This is a genomic window from Pseudonocardia halophobica (genome assembly GCF_027922425.1).
Classification (GTDB): Bacteria; Actinomycetota; Actinomycetes; order Mycobacteriales; family Pseudonocardiaceae; genus Pseudonocardia; species Pseudonocardia halophobica.
The window spans coordinates 13841-33134 of the sequence record NZ_BSFQ01000060.1 but is presented as its reverse complement, the minus strand read 5'-3'; the positions used below and the strand labels follow the sequence as shown (position 1 = coordinate 33134).

At 75.0% G+C, this 19294-nt stretch carries 13 protein-coding genes and 1 tRNA gene; 8 read left to right on the top strand and 6 right to left on the bottom strand.

Annotation, left to right across the window (positions count from 1 at the left end; translation table 11 throughout):
* Window positions 1-22: 22 nt before the first annotated feature.
* From PKE99_RS38890 to argS, 6 genes are all read right to left on the bottom strand, one after another.
* Complete coding sequence (locus tag PKE99_RS38890) at window positions 23-406, bottom strand: Rho termination factor N-terminal domain-containing protein (RefSeq protein ID WP_306470787.1); 384 nt, start codon at window positions 404-406, stop codon at window positions 23-25.
* A gap of 328 nt (window positions 407-734) precedes the next feature.
* Window positions 735-1640, bottom strand: coding sequence for a homoserine kinase (thrB, locus tag PKE99_RS35560; protein ID WP_037044684.1), 906 nt, complete (start codon window positions 1638-1640; stop codon window positions 735-737).
* Window positions 1640-2719, bottom strand: a complete 1080-nt coding sequence (gene thrC, locus PKE99_RS35555) for a threonine synthase (protein ID WP_498371915.1) — start codon at window positions 2717-2719, stop codon at window positions 1640-1642. Before thrC ends, thrB begins: the two co-directional genes overlap by 1 nt.
* Window positions 2720-2759: 40 nt before the next feature.
* A complete protein-coding gene (locus PKE99_RS35550) occupies window positions 2760-4136 on the bottom strand; it encodes a homoserine dehydrogenase (RefSeq protein WP_231498174.1) in 1377 nt (458 codons plus the stop codon).
* A gap of 138 nt (window positions 4137-4274) precedes the next feature.
* Window positions 4275-5723: a diaminopimelate decarboxylase gene (gene lysA / locus PKE99_RS35545; protein ID WP_037044678.1), complete on the bottom strand. Its 1449-nt coding sequence runs from the start codon at window positions 5721-5723 to the stop codon at window positions 4275-4277.
* A gap of 10 nt (window positions 5724-5733) precedes the next feature.
* Window positions 5734-7377 carry an arginine--tRNA ligase gene (gene argS, locus PKE99_RS35540; RefSeq protein ID WP_037044675.1) on the bottom strand — a complete coding sequence of 548 codons (1644 nt, stop codon included), beginning with the start codon at window positions 7375-7377 and terminating at the stop codon, window positions 5734-5736.
* A 115-nt stretch (window positions 7378-7492) separates the two neighbouring features.
* Between argS and PKE99_RS35535 the strand changes: the two genes are divergently transcribed.
* From PKE99_RS35535 to PKE99_RS35500, 8 genes are all read left to right on the top strand, one after another.
* Window positions 7493-8305 carry a thioredoxin-like domain-containing protein gene (locus tag PKE99_RS35535; protein ID WP_037044673.1) on the top strand — a complete coding sequence of 271 codons (813 nt, stop codon included), beginning with the start codon at window positions 7493-7495 and terminating at the stop codon, window positions 8303-8305.
* Entirely contained in the window at window positions 8302-9030 is a 729-nt protein-coding gene (locus PKE99_RS35530; protein WP_051737273.1) for a DUF305 domain-containing protein, read from the top strand. The genes PKE99_RS35535 and PKE99_RS35530 overlap by 4 nt, the downstream gene beginning before the upstream one ends.
* 57 nt (window positions 9031-9087) lie before the next feature.
* Window positions 9088-9159 (top strand) — tRNA-Arg (locus PKE99_RS35525).
* A gap of 113 nt (window positions 9160-9272) precedes the next feature.
* Complete coding sequence (locus PKE99_RS35520; protein WP_051737272.1) at window positions 9273-10367, top strand: PAS domain S-box protein; 1095 nt, start codon at window positions 9273-9275, stop codon at window positions 10365-10367.
* Between the two features lie 144 nt (window positions 10368-10511).
* Window positions 10512-12161, top strand: coding sequence for a SpoIIE family protein phosphatase (locus PKE99_RS35515; protein WP_051737271.1), 1650 nt, complete (start codon window positions 10512-10514; stop codon window positions 12159-12161).
* A gap of 158 nt (window positions 12162-12319) precedes the next feature.
* Window positions 12320-16390 (top strand): bifunctional nitrate reductase/sulfite reductase flavoprotein subunit alpha, encoded by a 4071-nt coding sequence (locus PKE99_RS35510; RefSeq protein ID WP_231498173.1) that lies wholly within the window; start codon window positions 12320-12322, stop codon window positions 16388-16390.
* A gap of 122 nt (window positions 16391-16512) precedes the next feature.
* On the top strand, window positions 16513-17748 hold the full coding sequence (locus PKE99_RS35505) for a phosphotransferase (RefSeq protein WP_037044669.1): 1236 nt from the start codon (window positions 16513-16515) through the stop codon (window positions 17746-17748).
* Complete coding sequence (locus tag PKE99_RS35500; RefSeq protein WP_037044665.1) at window positions 17745-19286, top strand: lipopolysaccharide biosynthesis protein; 1542 nt, start codon at window positions 17745-17747, stop codon at window positions 19284-19286. Before PKE99_RS35505 ends, PKE99_RS35500 begins: the two co-directional genes overlap by 4 nt.
* Window positions 19287-19294 lie beyond the last annotated feature (8 nt).

The following is a 19294-nucleotide window of genomic DNA, read 5'->3' as shown; positions in this document are numbered from 1 at the left end:
GGGCCTCGGCGGAGGCGGGGGCCTAGGCTGGCTGCTCGGCCGGCTGCTCGGCGTCACCCGCCGGGGCCGCGGTCTCCGCGGCGGGCGCCGCAGGGGCCTCGACGCTCTCGGCCTTGGCCGCGCGGGTGCGGCGCGGCTTGACGGGCGCGGTGTCCTCGCCGCCGTCGAGCGGGAGCTGGTCGGCGGCGGAGGCCTTCCTCGAGGTCCGCTTCGCCGGCGCGGCGCCCTGCTTCTCCTTGATGGCGGCGATGAGGTCGCCCTTCCGCATCCCGGCGATGTCCGGGATGTTCAGCTCCCCGGCGAGCTGGCGCAGGTCGGCGAGGACCATTCCGGACAGTCCGCCCCGCCTCTTGGGGGCAGCACCCTCTGCCGTTGCCGGGGTGCTGACGAGATCGGTCTCGCTCACGAAGTTCCTTCCTGACCGGCCCGCGGGCGGTGCCGGGACCAGCGGATTCCACACGTCACGTCCGGCTCCTCCGCCGGACTACGACGCCGGGGCGGCATGAAGAGAGCCGCCGTCGGCGATGTGCAGGGGCGGCGACCAGTGCGACGGTCGCGGGGAAGAGGCCGCTCGGTCCGGTCCGGATTCCGACCGCATGGACTGCAGTGAGTGGGTTCCGGCTCGAGAGGCCACGCGGATGACGCGTGGATCGCCGTGCGAAACCGAGGGTAGACCGTCCAGGGTTCCGCGGCAACAACACCCCCGGTCGGGCCCGGCGTGTCGGCGCAGGACCTCAGCCGATCTCGACCTGCGCACCGAGCGTGTCGACGGGCAGCGGGAGCGCCGTGAAACCGGCGGTGTCCACGTCCCCGGGCAGCGTCCCGTCCGTGGTCAGCGCCAGGACGGTCGGTCCGGCGCCGGAGATCGCGGCCGGGACGCCGTGGGCGCGCAGCGCGTCGACGAGGTCCGCGGACCCGGGGTAGGCCGGGCGGCGGTAGCCCTGGTGCAGCCGGTCCTCCGTGGCCGCCATCAGCAGCTCGGGCCGCTGGGTGAAGGCGAGGACGGAGAGTGCGGTCCGGCTCCCGGTGAACGCCGCGTCGGGCAGCGGGACCAGTTCGGGAAGGAGACCGCGGGTCGTCTTGGTGGAGGACTCGACCCCTGCGACGAGCGCGACCGGCGCGATGCCGGCGTGCACGTCGAGGCGTACAGCGTGGAAGCGCGCGCTGGTGTTCCCGACCTGCTCCCAGGCCACGACGAAACCGCCGAGCAGGCTGGCCGCGGCGTTGTCCGCGTGCCCCTCCATCCCGGCCGTGACCTGCAGCAACGCCTCCTGCTCGAGCTTCGGGTCGCGCCCCGACAGCACGCAGGCGGCGACGGCGCCGGCCACCGCCGCGGCGGCCGAGCTGCCCAGCCCGCGCGAGTGCGGGATCGCGTTGCGGCACCGCATCCGCAGGCCCGCCGGCTCGTCCCCGAACAGCGCCCACGCGGTCCGCATGGCGCGCACCACAAGATGCGTCTCGTCACACGGCACCTGGGCGGCGCCCTCGCCCTCGACCTCGACGTGCACGCCGGGCTCCGCCGTGGCGCACACCTCGACGTCGTCGTACAGGCCGAGCGCGAGCCCGAGCGAGTCGAAGCCGGGCCCGAGGTTGGCCGACGACGCCGGAACGCGCACCCGCACCTCGGTGGGCCGCCCCATCAGGCCAGCTCCAGGGCCGCGGCGACGGCCGTGGGGTCGATCGGCACGATCTCGGGCGCCGGGGCGGTGGCCAGCACGCTGTCCGGGTCCTTGAGCCCGTTGCCGGTGACGGTGCACACCACGAGCTGCCCGCGGTCCAGCCAGCCGTTCGCCGAGGCCTGCAGCAGCCCGGCGACGCTCGCGGCCGACGCGGGCTCCACGAACACGGCCTCGCGGGTGGACAGCAGCCGGTGCGCCGCCAGGATCTCGTCGTCCGTGACAGCGGCGAACCGGCCGTCGGACTCCTCGCGGGCGGTCTCGGCGCCGTTCCACGAGGCCGGCGCGCCGATCCGGATCGCGGTGGCGATCGTCTCGGGGTTCTTCACGGGCGCGCCCTGGACCAGCGGCGCGGCGCCGGCGGCCTGGAACCCGAACATGCGCGGCAGCGAGGACACGAGCCCGTCGGCGTGGTAGCCGCGGTAGCCCTTCCAGTACGCGGTGATGTTGCCCGCGTTGCCCACCGGCAGGCAGTGCACGTCGGGGGCGCGGCCCAGCGCGTCGCAGATCTCGTAGGCCGCGCTGGCCTGGCCGGCGATCCGGGTCGGGTTCACCGAGTTGACGAGCGCGATGGCCGGGTAGTCCGCGGTGGTCTTGCGGGCCAGCTCGAGGCAGTCGTCGAAGTTGCCGTCGATCTGCAGGATCCGGGCCCCGTGCGCCACGGCCTGGGCCAGCTTGCCCAGCGCGATCTTGCCGCGCGGCACCAGCACGGCGCTGGTCATCCGGGCGCGGGCGGCGTAGGCGGCCGCCGAGGCGGACGTGTTGCCGGTCGACGCGCAGAGCACGCTCTGCTTGCCCTCGGCGAGCGCCGCGGTCACGGCCATGGTCATCCCGCGGTCCTTGAAGGACCCGGTCGGGTTGAGGCCGTCGACCTTCAGGTGGACCTCGCAGCCGGTGCGCTCGGACAGCACCGGCGCCGGCAGCAGCGGGGTGCCGCCCTCCGCCAGGGTGACGATCTCCCAGTCCGGCCCGACGGGCATCCGGTCGCGGTAGGCCTCGATCACGCCCGGCCAGGGGGCCAGCCGGTTCACGGCGGTGCTCACAGTCTCTCCCGTCATCGCGCGGCGTCGTCCGCCCGCGCACTCATCCGGCCACGCCGAGGGTGCTGACCGGACGGCCCAGCCCCTCCACGCGCAGCACGCTCTCCACACCGCGGACCACGTCGAGCCCGGCGAGCGCCTCGACCGTCGCGTGCAGCGCGGAGTCCGGCGCCCCGTGCGTCACGACGACCAGGCGCGCGGCCAGCTCCTCCTCCGCGGCCTCGGCCTCCGGCACGTCCCCGTCCTCGCGGCCGCCGGTCTGGCGCACCGCGGCGATGCTCACCCCGCGCCGCGCGAACTCGCCCGCGACCGCGGACAGCACGCCCGCGCGGTCCGCGACCTCGAGGCTGACGTGGTAGCGGGTGTGCACGTCGCCGATCGGCAGCACCGGCAGGCTCGCGTAGGCGGACTCCCGCGGCCCGCGCCCGCCGGCGACCCGGTTGCGGGCCACGGCGACCAGGTCGCCCAGCACGGCGCTGGCGGTGGGCGCGCCGCCCGCGCCCTGGCCGTAGAACATCAGCTGGCCGGCGGCGTCCGCCTCGACGAACACGGCGTTGAACGCCCCGTCGACGCCCGCGAGCGGGTGGCTGAGCGGGATCATCGCCGGGTAGACGCGCGCGGACACGGACTCGGGCGCACCGCCGGAGCCGGGGACGCGCTCGCAGATCGCGAGCAGCTTGATCGCGCAGCCGAGCCCGCGGGCGGCGGCGATGTCCGCGGCCGTGACCCGGCGGATGCCCTCGCAGTGCACGTCGGCCGCGGTGACCCGGGTGTGGAAGGCGATGGTGGCGAGGATCGCCGCCTTGGAGGCGGCGTCGTAGCCGTCGACATCGGCCGTCGGGTCGGCCTCGGCGTACCCGAGCCGGGTGGCCTCCTCGAGCGCCTCCGCGTAGCCGGCGCCCGAGGCGCTCATCGCGGAGAGGATGAAGTTGGTGGTGCCGTTGACGATCCCGGCCACGCGGGTGATCCGGTCCCCGGCGAGCGACTCGCGCAGCGGGCGGAGCAGCGGGATCGCGCCCGCGACGGACGCCTCGTAGTAGAGGTCGACGCCGGCGGCGTCCGCGGCCTCGGCGAGCGTGGCCCCGTCCTCGGCGAGCAGCGCCTTGTTCGCGGTGACCACGGACTTGCCGGACTTGATCGCCTGCAACAGGAGGGTGCGGGCGGGCTCGATGCCACCGACGACCTCGACGACGACGTCCACGTCGTCCCGGGTGACGAGCGCAGAGGCGTCCGTGGTCACCAGGTCGGGGTTCAGCTCCGGGTGCCGGTGCGGGCGGCGCACGGCCACCCCGGCGAGCTCGACCGGCGCGCCGACGCGGGCCGTGAGGTCCCCCGCCTGGTCCTCGAGCAGCCGGACGACCTCGGACCCGACGGTCCCGCAGCCCAGCAGCGCGACCCGGACGGGCGCGTCTGACGTCACGACGATCCTCCTGACACGGTCATGCGGGCGATCCCGGCGGGTGCGACGGGCCGGGCCCGACCGGGGATCATCCCTGCTCGGCGCCCCGCGCGACAGTCCGGGGTGCCCACCCTCACGCCCGTCCGCACGCGGCCCGCCTCACGGGCCGACCTCGAGCCGGAACAGGTCCTCGTCCGTCTCCCGGCGCAGGATCACCCGCGCCTCGCCGTCGCGGACGGCGACGACGGCCGGCCGCGGCAGCCGGTTGTACGCGCTGGCCATCGAGTAGCAGTAGGCGCCGGTGGCGGCCACGGCCAGCAGGTCGCCGGGGGCGAGGTCGGCGGGCAGCCAGCAGTCCCGCACGACGATGTCGCCGGACTCGCAGTGCTTGCCGACCACGCGCGAGAGCGCCGGCCGGTCGCCGCCGGGCACCGAGTCGACCGCCGACGCCCGGGAGACGAGCCGGCAGTCGTAGAGCGCGTCGTAGAGGGCGGTGCGGATGTTGTCGCTCATCCCGCCGTCGACGCTGACGTACCGCCGCGCGCCGACGCCGAGCGGGACCTCCTTGAGCGTGCCGACCTCGTAGAGCGTGATCCCGCCGGGGCCCGCGATGGCGCGCCCCGGCTCCACGGCGATCTCCGGCACGTCGAGCCCGGCCGCCGCGCACTCGCGCTCGACGATCCCGCGCAGCTCCTTCGCCAGCGCCGGGATGGACAGCGGGTCCTCGTCCGGCCGGTAGGCGATGCCGATGCCGCCGCCGAGGTCGAGGGTGGCGAGGTCGGCGAGGGCGGCCGCGCCGTGCTCGCGGTGCAGGTCGGCCAGCAGCCGCACGACGCGGTGCGCCGCCACCTCGAAGCCCTCGGTGTCGAAGATCTGGCTGCCGATGTGGCTGTGCAGCCCGACGAGCTGCAGGTTGCCGGCCTTGAGCACACGGCGGGCGGCCTCGGCGGCGTCGGACTCCAGGCCACCGGCGATGGAGAAGCCGAACTTCTGGTCCTCGTGCGCGGTGGCGATGAACTCGTGCGTGTGCGCCTCGACGCCCACGGTCACCCGGATCATCACCGGCTGCACGACGTCCCGCTCGGCGGCCACGGCGTCGAGCCGGACGATCTCGTGGAACGAGTCGAGCACGATCCGGCCCACGCCGCTCTCCACGGCGGCGGCCAGCTCGGCGACGGACTTGTTGTTGCCGTGCATCGCGATCCGCCCGGCCGGGAAGCCGGCGCGCAGCGCGACGGCGAGCTCGCCGCCGCTCGCGACGTCCATCGACAGGCCCTCGTCGGCGACCCAGCGCGCGATCTCGGTGCTGAGGAAGGCCTTGGCCGCGTAGTGCACGGACTCGGCCCCGAAGGCGGCGGCGAACTCGGCCGCGCGGGACCGGAAGTCCCCCTCGTCGACCACGAACAGCGGGGTGCCGTACTGCTCGGCCAGCTCACGGACGTCGACACCGGCGACGCGCAGCGCGCCGTCCGCGCCACGGGCGGCGTTGCGCGGCCAGACGGCCGGCGCGAGGTGGTCGAGCTCGGCGGCGCCGGTCGGGCGGGGGCCGGCCGTCTCCGGCGGCGCCTGGATGCCGCCGTGCAGCGGGCCGGCGGGGTGCGCTCTCACGGGTCCGTCCTCACATCCGTTCCGGTGCGCTCACGCCGAGCAGCCCGAGACCGTTCTCCAGCACCTGCCGGGCGGCGACGCACAGGCCGAGCCGGGCGCGGTGCAGCCCGGTGACCTCCTCGTCGCCCATCGGCAGGACCCGGCAGCTGTCGTAGAACTTGTGGTACGCGCTGGCCAGGGCCTCGAGGTAGCGCGCGACCCGGTGCGGCTCGCGCAGCTCGGCGGCCGCGCGCACGATCTCCGGGAACTCGCCCAGCGTGCGGATCAGGTCGCCCTCGCGCGGGTGCTCGAGCAGGCCGTACTCCGTCCCCGGCTCGACGCCGAGGTCGGCGGCGTTGCGGGCGAGCGAGGCCAGCCGGGCGTGCGCGTACTGCACGTAGAAGACCGGGTTGTCGTTGCTGCGCTTGACCAGCAGGTCCAGGTCGATGTCCAGCGCCGAGTCGACCGACGAGCGGATCAGCGAGTAGCGGGCGGCGTCGACGCCCACGGCCTCGACCAGGTCCTCCATCGTGACGACGGTGCCGGCGCGCTTGCTCATCCGGACCGGCTGGCCGTCCTTGACCAGGTTGACCAGCTGGCCGATGAGCACCTCGACGACGGCGGGGTCGTCGCCGAACGCGGCGGCCGCCGCCTTGAGCCGGGCGATGTAGCCGTGGTGGTCGGCGCCGAGCATGTAGATGCACAGGTCGAAGCCGCGCGCCCGCTTGTCCCGGAGGTAGGCGAGGTCGCCGGCGATGTAGGCCGGGCGGCCGTCGCTCTTGATGACGACCCGGTCCTTGTCGTCCCCGTAGTCCTTCGACCGCAGCCACCAGGCGCCGTCCGCCTCGTAGAGCGCGCCGGAGTCCTTGAGCTGCTGGACGACCGCGTCGACCGCGCCGGACTCGTGCAGCGAGTTCTCGTGGAACCAGACGTCGAAGTCCGTGCCGAACTCGTGCAGGTCCTGCTTGATCTCGGCGAACATGAGGCCGACGCCGACCCGGCGGAAGATCTCGTCCTGGTCGGGGGAGCCCAGGGCCGCCGGCTCGGCCTCGACCACCCGGGCGGCGATGTCGGCGATGTAGGCGCCGCCGTAGCCGTTCTCCGGCGCGGGCTCGCCCTTCGCGGCCGCGACCAGGGAGGCGACGAACCGGTCGATCTGGGCGCCGGCGTCGTTGAAGTAGTACTCGCGGGTGACCTTCGCGCCGCGCGCGGTGAGCACGCGGCCCAGCGCGTCGCCCACTGCGGCCCAGCGGGTGCCGCCCAGGTGCAGCGGGCCGGTCGGGTTGGCGGAGACGAACTCCAGGTTGACGTTGCGCCCGGCGTACTCGTCGCCGGTGCCGTACGCCCCGCCGGCCCCCAGCACCTCGCCGACCAGCGCGCCCTGCGCGTCGGCGGCCAGCCGGAGGTTGATGAAGCCCGGCCCCGCCACCTCGGCGGACGCGATCCCGGCGCGGCCCGCGAGGTCCTCGGCAAGCCAGCCCGCGAGGTCCCGCGGGGGCACGCCGGCCTTCTTGGCCGTGCGCAGCGCGACGTTGGTGGCGTAGTCCCCGTGCTCGGGGTTGCGGGGCCGTTCGACGCCCGCGTCGGCGGGCAGCGCGTCCGCGGCCAGGCCGCGCGCGGCCAGCACGTCCAGCGCGGCGACACGGACCAGGTCGGCGAGCACGTCGGGAGTCACCCCACGAGGATAGGAGGTGGCACTCGGGGGTTTCTCAGGCGGCGCTCCTAGACTGCGGGGCCGCGACCGCCATCTGGGTGAGGTCGCCCTCGACCCCCGATCAACTGGACGGTTCATGGCCAGCGGCAAGAGCAGCAAGGCGAGTCGGAACAAGGCCCGCAACTCGGTCGTCACCCAGCGGTCGACGCCGTGGGGCCTGATCGCGGGCGTACTGGTCGTCGTGCTGTTCGCCGGCGCGATCTTCGGCTACGCCGTCTACAAGAACAACGAGAACAGCGCCGCCCAGGACGCCCTCGCCGCGTACACCCCGAGCGACACCAACCGGGACCCGTCCGCCCAGATCGCCGGCGTGGTCACGGACAACTACACCGGGTCCGGGCAGGGGCACGTCGTCGGGCCGACCCGCGTCGCCTACACCCACACGCCGCCGTTCGGCGGGGACCACGACCAGTACTGGGCCGCGTGCACCGGGATCGTCTACCCGACGGCGGTACGCCAGGAGAACCTCGTGCACTCGCTCGAGCACGGCGCCGTCTGGATCGCCTACAACCCCGACCAGGTCAGCGGGGCGGCGCTCGACACCCTCTCCGCGAAGGTCGACGGCCAGCCGTACACGGTGATGGCGCCCTACCCCGGCCTGGACCAGCCGATCTCCCTGCAGGCGTGGAACCACCAGCTCAAGCTGGGCGACGCGAACGACCCGCGGATCGACCAGTTCATCACCGCGCTGCGCCGCAACCAGTACAACTACCCGGAGATCGGCGCGACCTGCCAGGCCCTCGGGCCGGGCGCGTTCGACCAGGACAACCCGCCGGCCTTCGAGCCGACCCCGGGCGTGGCCGAGATCAACGGCGGCACGATCGTGGCCGAGCGCGGCGCCGGCACCACCGGCGGCACGATGCCCGACCCGACCACCGGCGGCCAGTGAGCCCCGTGGCCGCGGACCTCGCCGAACCGGACGCGGCGGCCGACGCCGGCCGCCGCGAGCCGCGGTGGGTCCGCCCGCTGGTGGTGATCGCCGCCGCGGTGGCGCTGCTGCTCATCGGCGGGGCCGCCGGGATGCTGATCGGCCTGCCCGGCTCCGCGGGGACCACCACGCCGTCGGCCGACTCGGTCGACGTCGGGTTCGCGCAGGACATGACCGTGCACCACGAGCAGGCCGTCGAGATGGCCTCGTGGGCCCGGGACCACACGTCGGACCCGCAGGTCAAGCAGCTGGCGTTCGACATCGAGACCACGCAGCTGCAGCAGATCGGGCGCATGCAGGGCTGGCTCGGGCTCTGGGGCGCCGCCCCGTTCCCCACCGGCCGGCCCTACATGACCTGGATGGCCGACCCGGCCGACGCCGGGCACGGGCACGCGATGTCCGACGCGGCGTCGGCCGGCGCCGCCCGGATGCCCGGGATGGCCACGGACGAGGATCTGCGGAACCTGCGGGCGGCCTCGGGCACGCAGCTCGACACGCTCTTCCTGCAGCTGATGCTGCGCCACCACCTCGGCGGCGCCGACATGCTGCAGTACGCGGCCGAGCGCGCGGCCCTGCCGGAGGTCCGCAACCTCGCCGCGCAGGCGTTGTCGGCGCAGACCTCCGAGGCCGATCTCATGCGGCAGCTGCTGGCCGCGCGGGGTGCGCAGCCCCTCCCGCAGAACTGATCCGGGGGTGTTGTAGGGTTTCTCCTGCACGCCGCGGGAACGCGGCGAGCGGGAGTCGCCCCCGTAGCTCAGGGGATAGAGCACCGCCCTCCGGAGGCGGGAGCGCAGGTTCGAATCCTGCCGGGGGCACGACGAAGCGGCTTCGGCCGCTTTTCGTGTCTCCGGGGTCCCGTCAGGCCCTGACCAGCGGCTTCGGCACCGAACGCCCTGCGACCCCGGGCCCGGGTGGCTACGATCCTCCGGTGCTCGACTCCCCCGCGGCCCCCGGTGCCGCGGATCCCCGCTTCACGGCCGGGCTCGAACGTGCGCTGCAGCCGCTCGAGGACCCCGAGGAGATCATGCGGGTGGTCGCGCGGATGCTGGGCGAGCACATGCAGGTCGACCGGTGCGCCTACGCCGAGGCCGAGGCGGACGAGGACCATTTCACGATGACGGGCAGTTACGCCCGCGGGCTGCCGCCGCTGACCGGCCGGATGGCGATGTCGGAGTTCAGCGCCGACACCCTGCGCTGCATGCGCGAGGGCGTGCCCTACGTGCTCGACGACGCCGAGACCGATCCCCGGGTGCTCCCCGCGCAGCGGGAGATCTACCACCGCACCGGGATCGCGGCCGTGATCTGCACGCCGCTGCACAAGGGCGGGCGGTTCGTCGCCGCGATGGCCGTGCACCACGCGACGCCCCGGCGCTGGACCCCCGACGACGTCGCCCTGCTCGACGCCGTCGTGGCGCGCTGCTGGGAGTCCCTGCAGCGGGCCCACGCGCACGCCGCGGTGCGGGAGGGCGAGGAGCGGTACCGGCTGCTGGCCGAGCGCGCCACGGACGGGATCTGGCTCGCCGACGCCGACGGGCGCTACATCGACGTCAACCCGGCTGCCTGCGCGATGCTCGGCCACACCCGCGAGGAGCACCTCCGGCTCTCGATCGCCGACGTGGTGCGGCCGGACGACGTGGGCCGGCTCCAGCAGCTGCTCGCCGCGCTGCGGGGTGGCGAGCCCCTCACCGAGGTGTGGGAGCTGCGCCGGCGCGACGGCGGCACCGTCCCGGTCGAGCTGTCCATGCGGTTCGCCGGCGAGCGGCTGCAGGCGATCGGCCGCGACATCACCGAGCGGCGGCGCGCCGAGGCCGAGCGGGAGCACCTGCTGCGCCGGGAGCAGGAGGCCAACCGCCAGCTCGGGCTGCTGCAACGGGCCACCGCCGCGCTGTCCGCCGCCGCGACGCCGGCCCGGGTCGCGGAGGTCGCCCTCGAGCAGGTCCGCGAGCTGCTGGGCCCGTGCGGGGTGGCCGTGTGGGAGCCCGCGGGCGACGAGGGGCTGCGCAGCATCGCCGTCGCCGGGTGAACGGACGACCGGCTGGCGGGCGGTGGGGCGCTGACGGCACGGCCCGACGGGCTGCTCGCGGGCCTGCGCGGGGCGACGCTCTGGCTGCTCGAGGAGGGGACGGACGACGCGGCCGGCTTCGGCTGGGCCGGCCGGCACGCCCGGGTGCACGACGCCCTGGCGCAGCGGGGATACGGCTCGCTCGGCTGCCTGCCCCTGCGCGCCGCGGACGGCGGGACCGACCTGCTCACGGTCGCGCTGCCGCAGGGCCGGGTGCCCAGCCCCACCGAGCGCGCGACGGCCGAGTCGCTCGCCGACCAGTGCGCCCAGGCACTGCACCGGGCGCGGCTGCTGGAGGCCGAACGCGAGATCGCAACCGTGCTCCAGCGCAGCCTCCTGCCCCGTGAACTGCCCGCCCTCGCCCGGCTCGCCGCCTCGGCGCGGTACACGCCGTCGGCGGAGGACGCGCACGCCGGCGGCGACTGGTACGACCTGCTCCCCCTCGACGGGACGCGGGTCGCCCTGGTGATCGGCGACGTCGTCGGGCACGGGCCCGCGGCCGCCGCGGTCATGGGGCAGCTGCGCAGCGCGCTCGCCGGGCACCTGCTCGACGGCCGCTCCCCCGCCGCCGCGCTGGAGCGGCTCGACCGCTTCGCCGCGCACGTCCCCGGGTCGGCCGGCAGCAGCTGCGCCTGCCTGACCTACGACTGGTCGAGCGGCGAGCTGCGCTGGTCCTCGGCCGGGCACCCGCCCGTCCTGCTGCTCGACGAGGAGGGCACCCGGTTCCTCGCCGGCGGCGCAGGCACGGTCCTGGGCGCGTCCGCCCGCTCGCCGCGGCCGGAGGGCGCCGAGGTCCTCGGCCCCGTGACCTCGCTCGTCCTCTACACGGACGGGTTGGTCGAGACCCGCGACGAGGTGCTCGACGCCGGGCTGGACCGGCTCGCCGCGACCGTGCGCGAGCACGCGGACCTTGATCCCGGTGCGCTGACCGAGCAGGTCGTCGCCGGGGTGCTCCGCGGGTACGCCCCGGCGGACGACGTCGCCCTCCTCGTCGTCCGGACCGTGCCGGCCCCGCTGTCCGCCACCCTGCCGGCCGACCCCACCAGCCTGCGGGGGATGCGCCGCGCCGCCGCCGCGTGGCTGGTCGAGGCCGGGGTGCTGCCGGAGGCCGCCGACGACGTCCAGCTCACCCTCGGCGAGGCCGCGGCCAACGCCGTCGAGCACGCCTATCCCGAGGGCGGCGGCGACTTCACCTGGTCGCTGGCGCGGGCGGGCGACGGCGCCGTCGAGGTCGCCGTGGCCGACGCCGGCCGCTGGCGCCCCGTCCCCGCGGACTCCGGCTACCGCGGGCACGGCCTGCGGGTGATGCGCGAGCTCGGCGAGGAGCTGGAGATCGAGCGTGGCGGGACCGGCACGCGCGTGGCGTTCCGGGTGCCGCCCGGCACCGCGCCGCCGGCGCCCGCCGGCACGCTCCCGCACCGCCCCGTCGCCTCCGTCCCCGCCGCTGTGACGTGGCGCACGGGGCCCGGCGGCGCGCAGGTCCTCGTCGTGACCGGCGACGTCGACCTCGCCGGGCGCGAGCCGGTCGCCCGCGCCCTGCTGCCCGCCGCGCGCTCCGGGGAGGCTCCGCTCGTCGTCGACCTCGCGGGGGTGCCGTACCTCAGCAGCGCGGGGATCGCCCTGCTCAGCGAGGCCGTCGCGCTGCGGCCGGACCTCGCCGTGGTGGTCGCGGCGGGCAGCGCCCCGGCCCGCGCCCTGGACGTCACCGGGCTCGCCGCGGTCCTCGCGGTGCGGGTGACCCAGCCCACGTCCTGACCTGCGCCGCACACCGGCACGCCGGCCGTGGTGAGCGGGATGTGACACGGCGGACCGATTGCGCTGACCTGACGGCAATCCCCCGTTCCTAGCGTCGTCCGGGCGGGTGACGAGAACCCGCGCAGGTCAGCAGCGCGACGGCACGGAGGACTTCAGGCGTGGGCACACCGGACCCCGGCCCGCTCACCAGCGTTCGGACGGTCTGCTCCTACTGCGGCGTCGGCTGCGGCATGGTGCTGGACCTCGAACCCGGCCCGGACGGGGCCACCCGGATCCGCAAGGTCCGCGGCGACGCCGAGCACCCCGCCAACGTCGGGCGGCTGTGCACGAAGGGCGCGCACAGCGCCGAGATGCTCGTCGCCGACGGCCGGCTGGGCACCGCCCTGCGCCGGCCCGGGCGCGGCGCCGAGGCCGAGCCCGCCCCGGTCGACGCCGCTATCAGCGAGACCGCCCGCCGGCTGCGGGAGATCCTCGACGAGCACGGGCCGGACGCGCTGTCGCTCTACGTCTCCGGCCAGATGACGCTCGAGGCCCAGTACCTCGCCACGAAGCTCGCCAAGGGCTTCTGGCGCACGAGGTGGATCGAGTCGAACTCGCGGCTCTGCATGGCCAGCGCCGGCACCGGCTACAAGCAGTCGCTCGGCTCGGACGGCCCGCCCGGCTCCTACGCCGACCTCGACCATGCCGACGTCTTCCTGGTGATCGGCGCGAACATGGCCGACTGCCACCCGATCCTCTTCCTCCGCGTGATGGACCGGGTCAAGCAGGGCGCGAAGCTGATCGTCGTCGACCCCCGCCGGACGGCCACGGCGGCGAAGGCCGACCTGTTCCTGCAGGTCGAGCCGGGCACCGACCTCGCGCTGCTCAACGGTCTGCTGCACCTGCTCGTCGAGCAGGGCGCGGTCGACGAGGAGTTCGTCGCCGAGTTCACCGAGGGCTGGGAGGCGATGCCGGAGTTCCTCGCCGACTACGCCCCGGACGCCGTCTCCGCGATCACCGGTGTGCCCGAGGCGGACCTGCGCGAGGCGGCCCGGCTGATCGGCGGCGCCGCGAACTGGACGAGCTGCTGGACCATGGGGCTCAACCAGAGCACCCACGGCACCTGGAACACGAACGCCCTGGTCAACCTGCACCTGGCCACCGGCGCGATCTGCCGGACGGGCTCCGGGCCGTTCTCGCTCACCGGCCAGCCCAACGCCATGGGTGGGCGCGAGATGGGCTACATGGGCCCCGGCCTGCCGGGCCAGCGCGCCGTGCTGTCGGCCGACGACCGCCGGTTCGTCGAGGAGCTGTGGGCGGTGCCCGAGGGGACGATCCGCGCCGACGTCGGCACCGGCACGATCGACATGTTCGCGCGGATGGCCGAGGGCGAGATCAAGGCCTGCTGGATCGTGTGCACGAACCCCGTCGCGAGCGTGGCCAACCGCGGCGTGGTGATCGACGCGCTCGAGCGCTGCGACTTCGTGGTGACCCAGGACGTCTTCGAGGCCACCGAGACCAACCCCTACGCCGACGTCGTGCTCCCGGCGGCCATGTGGGCCGAGGTCGAGGGCGTGATGATCAACTCCGAGCGGAACATGACGCTGCTGCGGCCCGCGGTCACGCCGCCGGGCGAGGCGCTGCCGGACTGGCAGATCATCGCGCGGGTCGCCTGCGAGATGGGGTACGCCGAGCACTTCACCTACTCGTCGGCCGAGGAGGTGTTCGACGAGCTCAAGCAAGCCTGGAACCCCGCCACCGGGTACGACGTCCGGGGCGTGACCTACGAGCGGCTGCGCGCGACACCCGTCCAGTGGCCCGCCGCGCCGGACGGGCCGGACCGCAACCCGGTCCGCTACCTCAACGACGGGGTCAGCCAGCGGCGGCGGCCGGAGAACGGGCGGCTCTCCTTCGCCACGCCGTCGGGCCGGGCGCAGTTCCTCCCCCGCCCGCACATGCCGCAGGCCGAGCTGCCCGACGACGACTTCCCGCTCGTCCTCACCACCGGCCGGGTGCAGCACCAGTGGCACACGTTGACCAAGACCGGCAAGGTCGCGGCACTGAACAAGCTCAACCCCGGCCCGTTCGTCGAGATCAACCCGGTCGACGCCGCGGCCGCGGGCATCGCCGACGGGGACCGGGTCGCCGTGGCCTCGCGGCGCGGACGCGCGGTGCTGCCGGCAGTGGTCACCGACCGGATGCGACCGGGCACCTGCTGGGCGCCGTTCCACTGGAGCGACCTGTTCGGCGAGTACCTCGCGGTCAACGCGGTGACCAACGACGCCGTCGACGCCGCTTCGCTGCAGCCCGAGCTCAAGGCCTGCGCGGTATCGCTGGAGAGGGCCCCTGTGAGTGGCGATAGTCGTGATAGCGACTATTCGCACTCACGAGGGGTCGGGGCCGCGCTCGGGCTCGACCTCACCCCGCCGGTGCTGACGGGCGCGGAGCGGCGCTACCTCGCGGGCTTCCTCGCCGGCGTGGAACGAGGCGGGGCGCCGGGCGTGCCGGTCCTGCCCTCCGGTGCGCCGATGGGGTCCGAGACCGCCGCGTGGATCAACGGGATGCTGGCCGGGACCTTCTCCCGGCTCGCTGCCGGCGGCCCGGCAGAGGAGACCGCGGGGGAGACTGGGGAGGACGGCCGGCCCCTGCTCGTCCTGTGGGCCTCGCAGACCGGCAACGCCGAGGGCGTGGCCTCCGCCGTCGCCGCGCGACTCACCGCCGCCGGGCGGCATCCGCGGCTGCTCTGCATGGGTGACACCTGTCCGGACGCCCTCCCCCCGGACGCCGACCTCCTCGTGGTCACGAGCACGTTCGGCGACGGCGACTCCCCGGACGTGGGAACCGGCTTCTGGGAGGACCTCGCCGCCGACCGCCCGCCGCTGCAGGACGTCCGGTTCGCGGTGCTCGCGCTCGGCGACCCCAGCTACTCGGAGTTCTGCGGGCACGGCCGCCGGGTCGACGAGCGACTCGGCGAGCTCGGCGGCACCCGGCTGCTCGACCGCGTGGACTGCGACCCGGACTTCGAGGCCGCGGCCGCGGCGTGGACCGAGCAGGTCGTGGGCCTGCTGACCGGCGACGACGACGGCACCCGGGCCCCGGCCACCACCCGCCCCGTCGACGCCCCGGCGCCGACGGGCGAACCCTCGCCCGCGACCGTCGACGCGACCCTGCGCGAGGCCCGGCTGCTGAGCCTGCCCGGCTCGGCCAAGGAGATCCGCCGGTTCACCCTCGCCGGCGACGCGGGCTTCTCCTACGAGGCGGGGGACGCGCTCAGCGTGCGGCCGGTCAACCACCCCGGCCTGGTCGCGGAGTGGCTCGAGCTGACCGGCCTGCCCGCCGACGAGGCGGTCACGGTGCGCGGCACGGACATGGCGTTCGCCGAGGCCCTGGGCCGGCACCTGGACATCACCCGGATCTCCCCGGCGCTACTCGGGTTCGTCGCCGAGCGGACCGGCGACCGTGTGCTCAAGGAGCTGCTGCGGGCCGGGCACGGCACCGACCTGGCGCGCTGGACGTGGGACCGGCAGGCCCCGGACGTCCTCACCGAGTTCCCGGTCCGGGCCTCGGCGCAGGAGTGGGCGGACACGCTGACCGCGCTGCAGCCGCGCCAGTACTCGATCTCCTCCAGCCCGCTGACCAGCCCCGACGCCGTCTCGCTGACGGTGTCGGTGGTCCGCTTCACCAGCCGGCGCGGCCGGTCCCGGCGCGGGGTGTGCTCCACCTTCCTCGCCGACGCGGCGGGCGAGGGGTCGACGCCGGTGCTGGTGAAGTCGTCGCCCCGGTTCCGGCCGCCGGCCGACCCCGCCACACCCATGATCATGGTGGGGCCGGGCACCGGGGTGGCCCCGTTCGTCGGGTTCCTCGAGGACCGGCGGGCCCGCGGGCACACCGCGCCGAACTGGCTGTTCTTCGGCGAGCAGCGCTGCGCCACGGACTTCTACTACCGCGAGGAGCTGGAGGCCATGCGGGCCGACGGCACGCTCGACCGGCTCGACGTCGCCTTCTCCCGCGACCAGCGGCACAAGGTCTACGTGCAGGACCGGATGCGCGAGCACGGCGCGCAGCTCTGGCGGTGGCTCGCCGACGGCGCCCACTTCTACGTCTGCGGCGACGCCAGCCGGATGGCCAAGGACGTGGACCTCGCGCTGCGCGACGTCGTCGCGGCCCACGGCGGGATGGACGCCGACCGCACCGCGGCGTACGTGAAGCAGCTGGTCGTCGACGGGCGTTACGTGCGCGACGTCTACTGATCATCCGCTGGTCACGGGCCGAACCTGCGGTCGTCGACGCTCGGTCAGGGCTCTTTCACCCGGAGTTCACCTCACCCGTATGCTCGCCACGTCCGGCCGACGGTTGGGCCGATGGGGGGACGATGACGATCGACGACGCACGCGACGCGGTCACGCCGCCGAGGGGCCTCGCGGCCCGGCCCGCGGCCGAGATCCCGGCCTGGCGCGGGCTGGTGGTGTTCGTGGTCCGCGAGGCCGCGGCGCACCAGATCGACGAGGCGGTGGCCGGCATCGCGCGCGGCCTGGAGATCCTCGACGTGGTCGAGCTCGACGCCGCGCAGCGCGCCGCCGCCCGCACCGGGCTGGCCGGCGCCGACTGGGGTCCGAACGGCAGGCCGGTGCCCGGCGGCGGCCCGCACACCTTCGTGATCGCCTGCGACGTCGCGCCACCCGTCGGCGTCGTGCAGGGCGTGCGGAGCATGGCCGACCGCATCGCCGAGGTCCGCGGGCACACCACCCACCGCCTGCTGCACATGCTCCCCCCACAGCAGCACTACGAGCCGCTGCACGTGTCGACCGGGCCGCAGCAGGCGCTGGACTTCCTGGAGGTCCTCGGCGACCTCGGCGTCCAGGCCCGGCTGCTCCCGCGGGTCACCGCGCTGATCGAGGCGTGCTCGGTGCCGTTCCCGCTCGTGCGGATGCTGGCGCCGGACTCCCCCGGCTACCGGGCGCGCGTCGCGCTCGTCGACCACCCGGTGCACGGCCGCTCGGTGTGCAAGATCTTCCGGCCGGGCGCGCTCGACTCGTTCCGGCGGGAGCTGCGGGCCCGCCTGGAGCTCGCGGACCTGCCCGAGGTGCCCGAGCTGCTCGAACACGGCCCCAACTGGCTGCTCACGCCGTTCTACACGGACGTCGGCCGGCACCTCGTGCGGCCGCTGTCCGGGGTCAAGGAGATGCACCAGCTGCGGCCGGACGTCGTGCGCCGGCTCGCCCGGTTCGCGCGCGACCTGCACGAGCGCGGCAAGTTCGTGCTCGACCTCTCCCCCCACAACCTCATGTGGGACGTTCACGCGGGTCTCAAGGTGCTCGATCTCGAGTTCGTGCACGACTATCCCGGGCCCGTGCCGCCGTTCGCGGAGTGCTGGAGTTTCCACGGGGTCCCGCGCGAGCTCCGGCGCATGGGCGACGGCCTGCCGGACCTGATGCTGACGAAGGGGGTCGGGAACTCGGTGTTCCATCCCGCCGTGTCCGGGCTGTCGCCCGACAGCCTGTTCGGGCCCCCGCGCCGCGGCGAGACCGTGCGCCGCGCCGCCACCCAGCTCGCCTGGTACGCCGGGCTCGCCGTCGCCGGCCGCGTGCACCCCGCGATGCGCCGATGACGGCGCTGCCGCCCGAGCCCCCCACGGAGCCGATCCCGAACCCGGGGCGTCCGTCCAAGCCGAGTCTCACCGCCCGGACCGTCCGCGGCTTCGCCTGGTCCTTCACGGGGTCGGTCGGGCAGGCGGTGCTGCAGATCGCGGCGACCGTGGTGCTCGCCCGGCTGCTCACCCCGGAGGAGTTCGGGTCGGCCGCGGCGGCGCTGCTCGTCGTCGGGCTCACCCAGCTCGTCACGCAACTCGGTGTGGCGGCAGCGCTGGTGCACCGCCGGGAGCTCACCGACCGGGACGTCGCGGCGGCCTTCTGGTTCTCGATCCTGCTCTCCGCGGTCTTCGCCGGGCTGCTGTTCGCGTTCGCGCCGTCGATGAACGGGCTGGTCGGGCTGCCCGCGGACTCCGGCCTGCTCCGGATGCTGTCGGTCACGCTCGTGCTGGCCGGCGCCACCGCCGTGCCCACCGGGCTGCTGCAGCGGGACCTGCGGTTCCGGCCGATGGCCGTCGTCGACCTGCTCGCGGCCGGGCCGGGGATCATCGGCGTGTCCGTGGTGCTGGCCCTGCTCGGCTTCGGCGCGACCGCCCTGGCGTGGGCGGAGATCGCGGCCGCGCTGATCAAGTGCGTCGGCTACCTGGCGCTCACCCGGCCGTCGGTGGCGGTCGAGGCGCCGTCCGCGGCCTGGGCGCGGTTGCGCCCGATGCTGAACTTCGGCTCGGGGTACTCGCTCACCCAGCTCGGCAACTGGATCGCCCTCAACGCCGACAACCTCGTCGTCGCCAACGTCCTGGGCACCGGCCCGCTCGGCGTCTACACGCGGGCCTACAACCTGCTCTCCGAGCCGGCCAACGTGATCGGCGGCGCCGCGGACAAGGCCCTGTTCCCGGCCATGGCCAGGGTGCGGGACGACGGCGCCCGGCTGCGGCACGCCTACGTCCGGACCTCGTCGCTGGTCGCCCTCGTGACGGCGCCCGCCGCGGTGCTGCTGTTCGTGCTCGCGCCCGAGGTCGTGCACATCCTGCTCGGCTCGCAGTGGGACGCGGTGATCCTGCCGGTGCAGGTGTTCGCGCTGGTCCTGCTGCCCCGCACGTCGTACAAGATCAGCACCTCGCTGACCCGCGCGACCGGCGCGGTGTACCGGGCGGCGTGGCGGCAGTGGCTCTACGCGGCCGAGGTCGTGGTGCTGTGCTCGATCGGCGCGCGGTTCTGGGGCGTCGACGGCGTGGCCGTCGGGGCGTCCCTCGCGATCCTGGCGCACTTCCTCGTGATGCTGCGGTTCTCCGCGCGCGTCTCGGAGGGACTGATGGGCGCGGTGCTGCGGATGTACGTCAAGCACGTGCCGGCCGTCGTGGCGGTCGCGCTGGCGAGCTGGGCGGTGGCCGCCGCGGTGCGCCCGGTCGGGTCGGACGTGCTCACGCTGGTCGCTGCGGCCGCCGCAGGGTGCGTCGCCGCGCTGGGCGTGCTCGTGCTGCTGCGGGGCCGGTTCGCGGAGGAGCTGGCGGTGGTCGCCAACCTGCGACGCGGAAAGAAGGTGCCGGTCCCGGCGTGAACCGGTAG

Coding starts and splice junctions, on each gene's coding strand:
- thrB (WP_037044684.1), bottom strand. CDS start 1,640: ATGGGGCGGCCCACCGAGGTGCGGGTGCGCGTTCCGGCGTCGTCGGCC.
- PKE99_RS35535 (WP_037044673.1), top strand. CDS start 7,493: ATGGCCAGCGGCAAGAGCAGCAAGGCGAGTCGGAACAAGGCCCGCAAC.
- PKE99_RS35505 (WP_037044669.1), top strand. CDS start 16,513: ATGACGATCGACGACGCACGCGACGCGGTCACGCCGCCGAGGGGCCTC.
- PKE99_RS35500 (WP_037044665.1), top strand. CDS start 17,745: ATGACGGCGCTGCCGCCCGAGCCCCCCACGGAGCCGATCCCGAACCCG.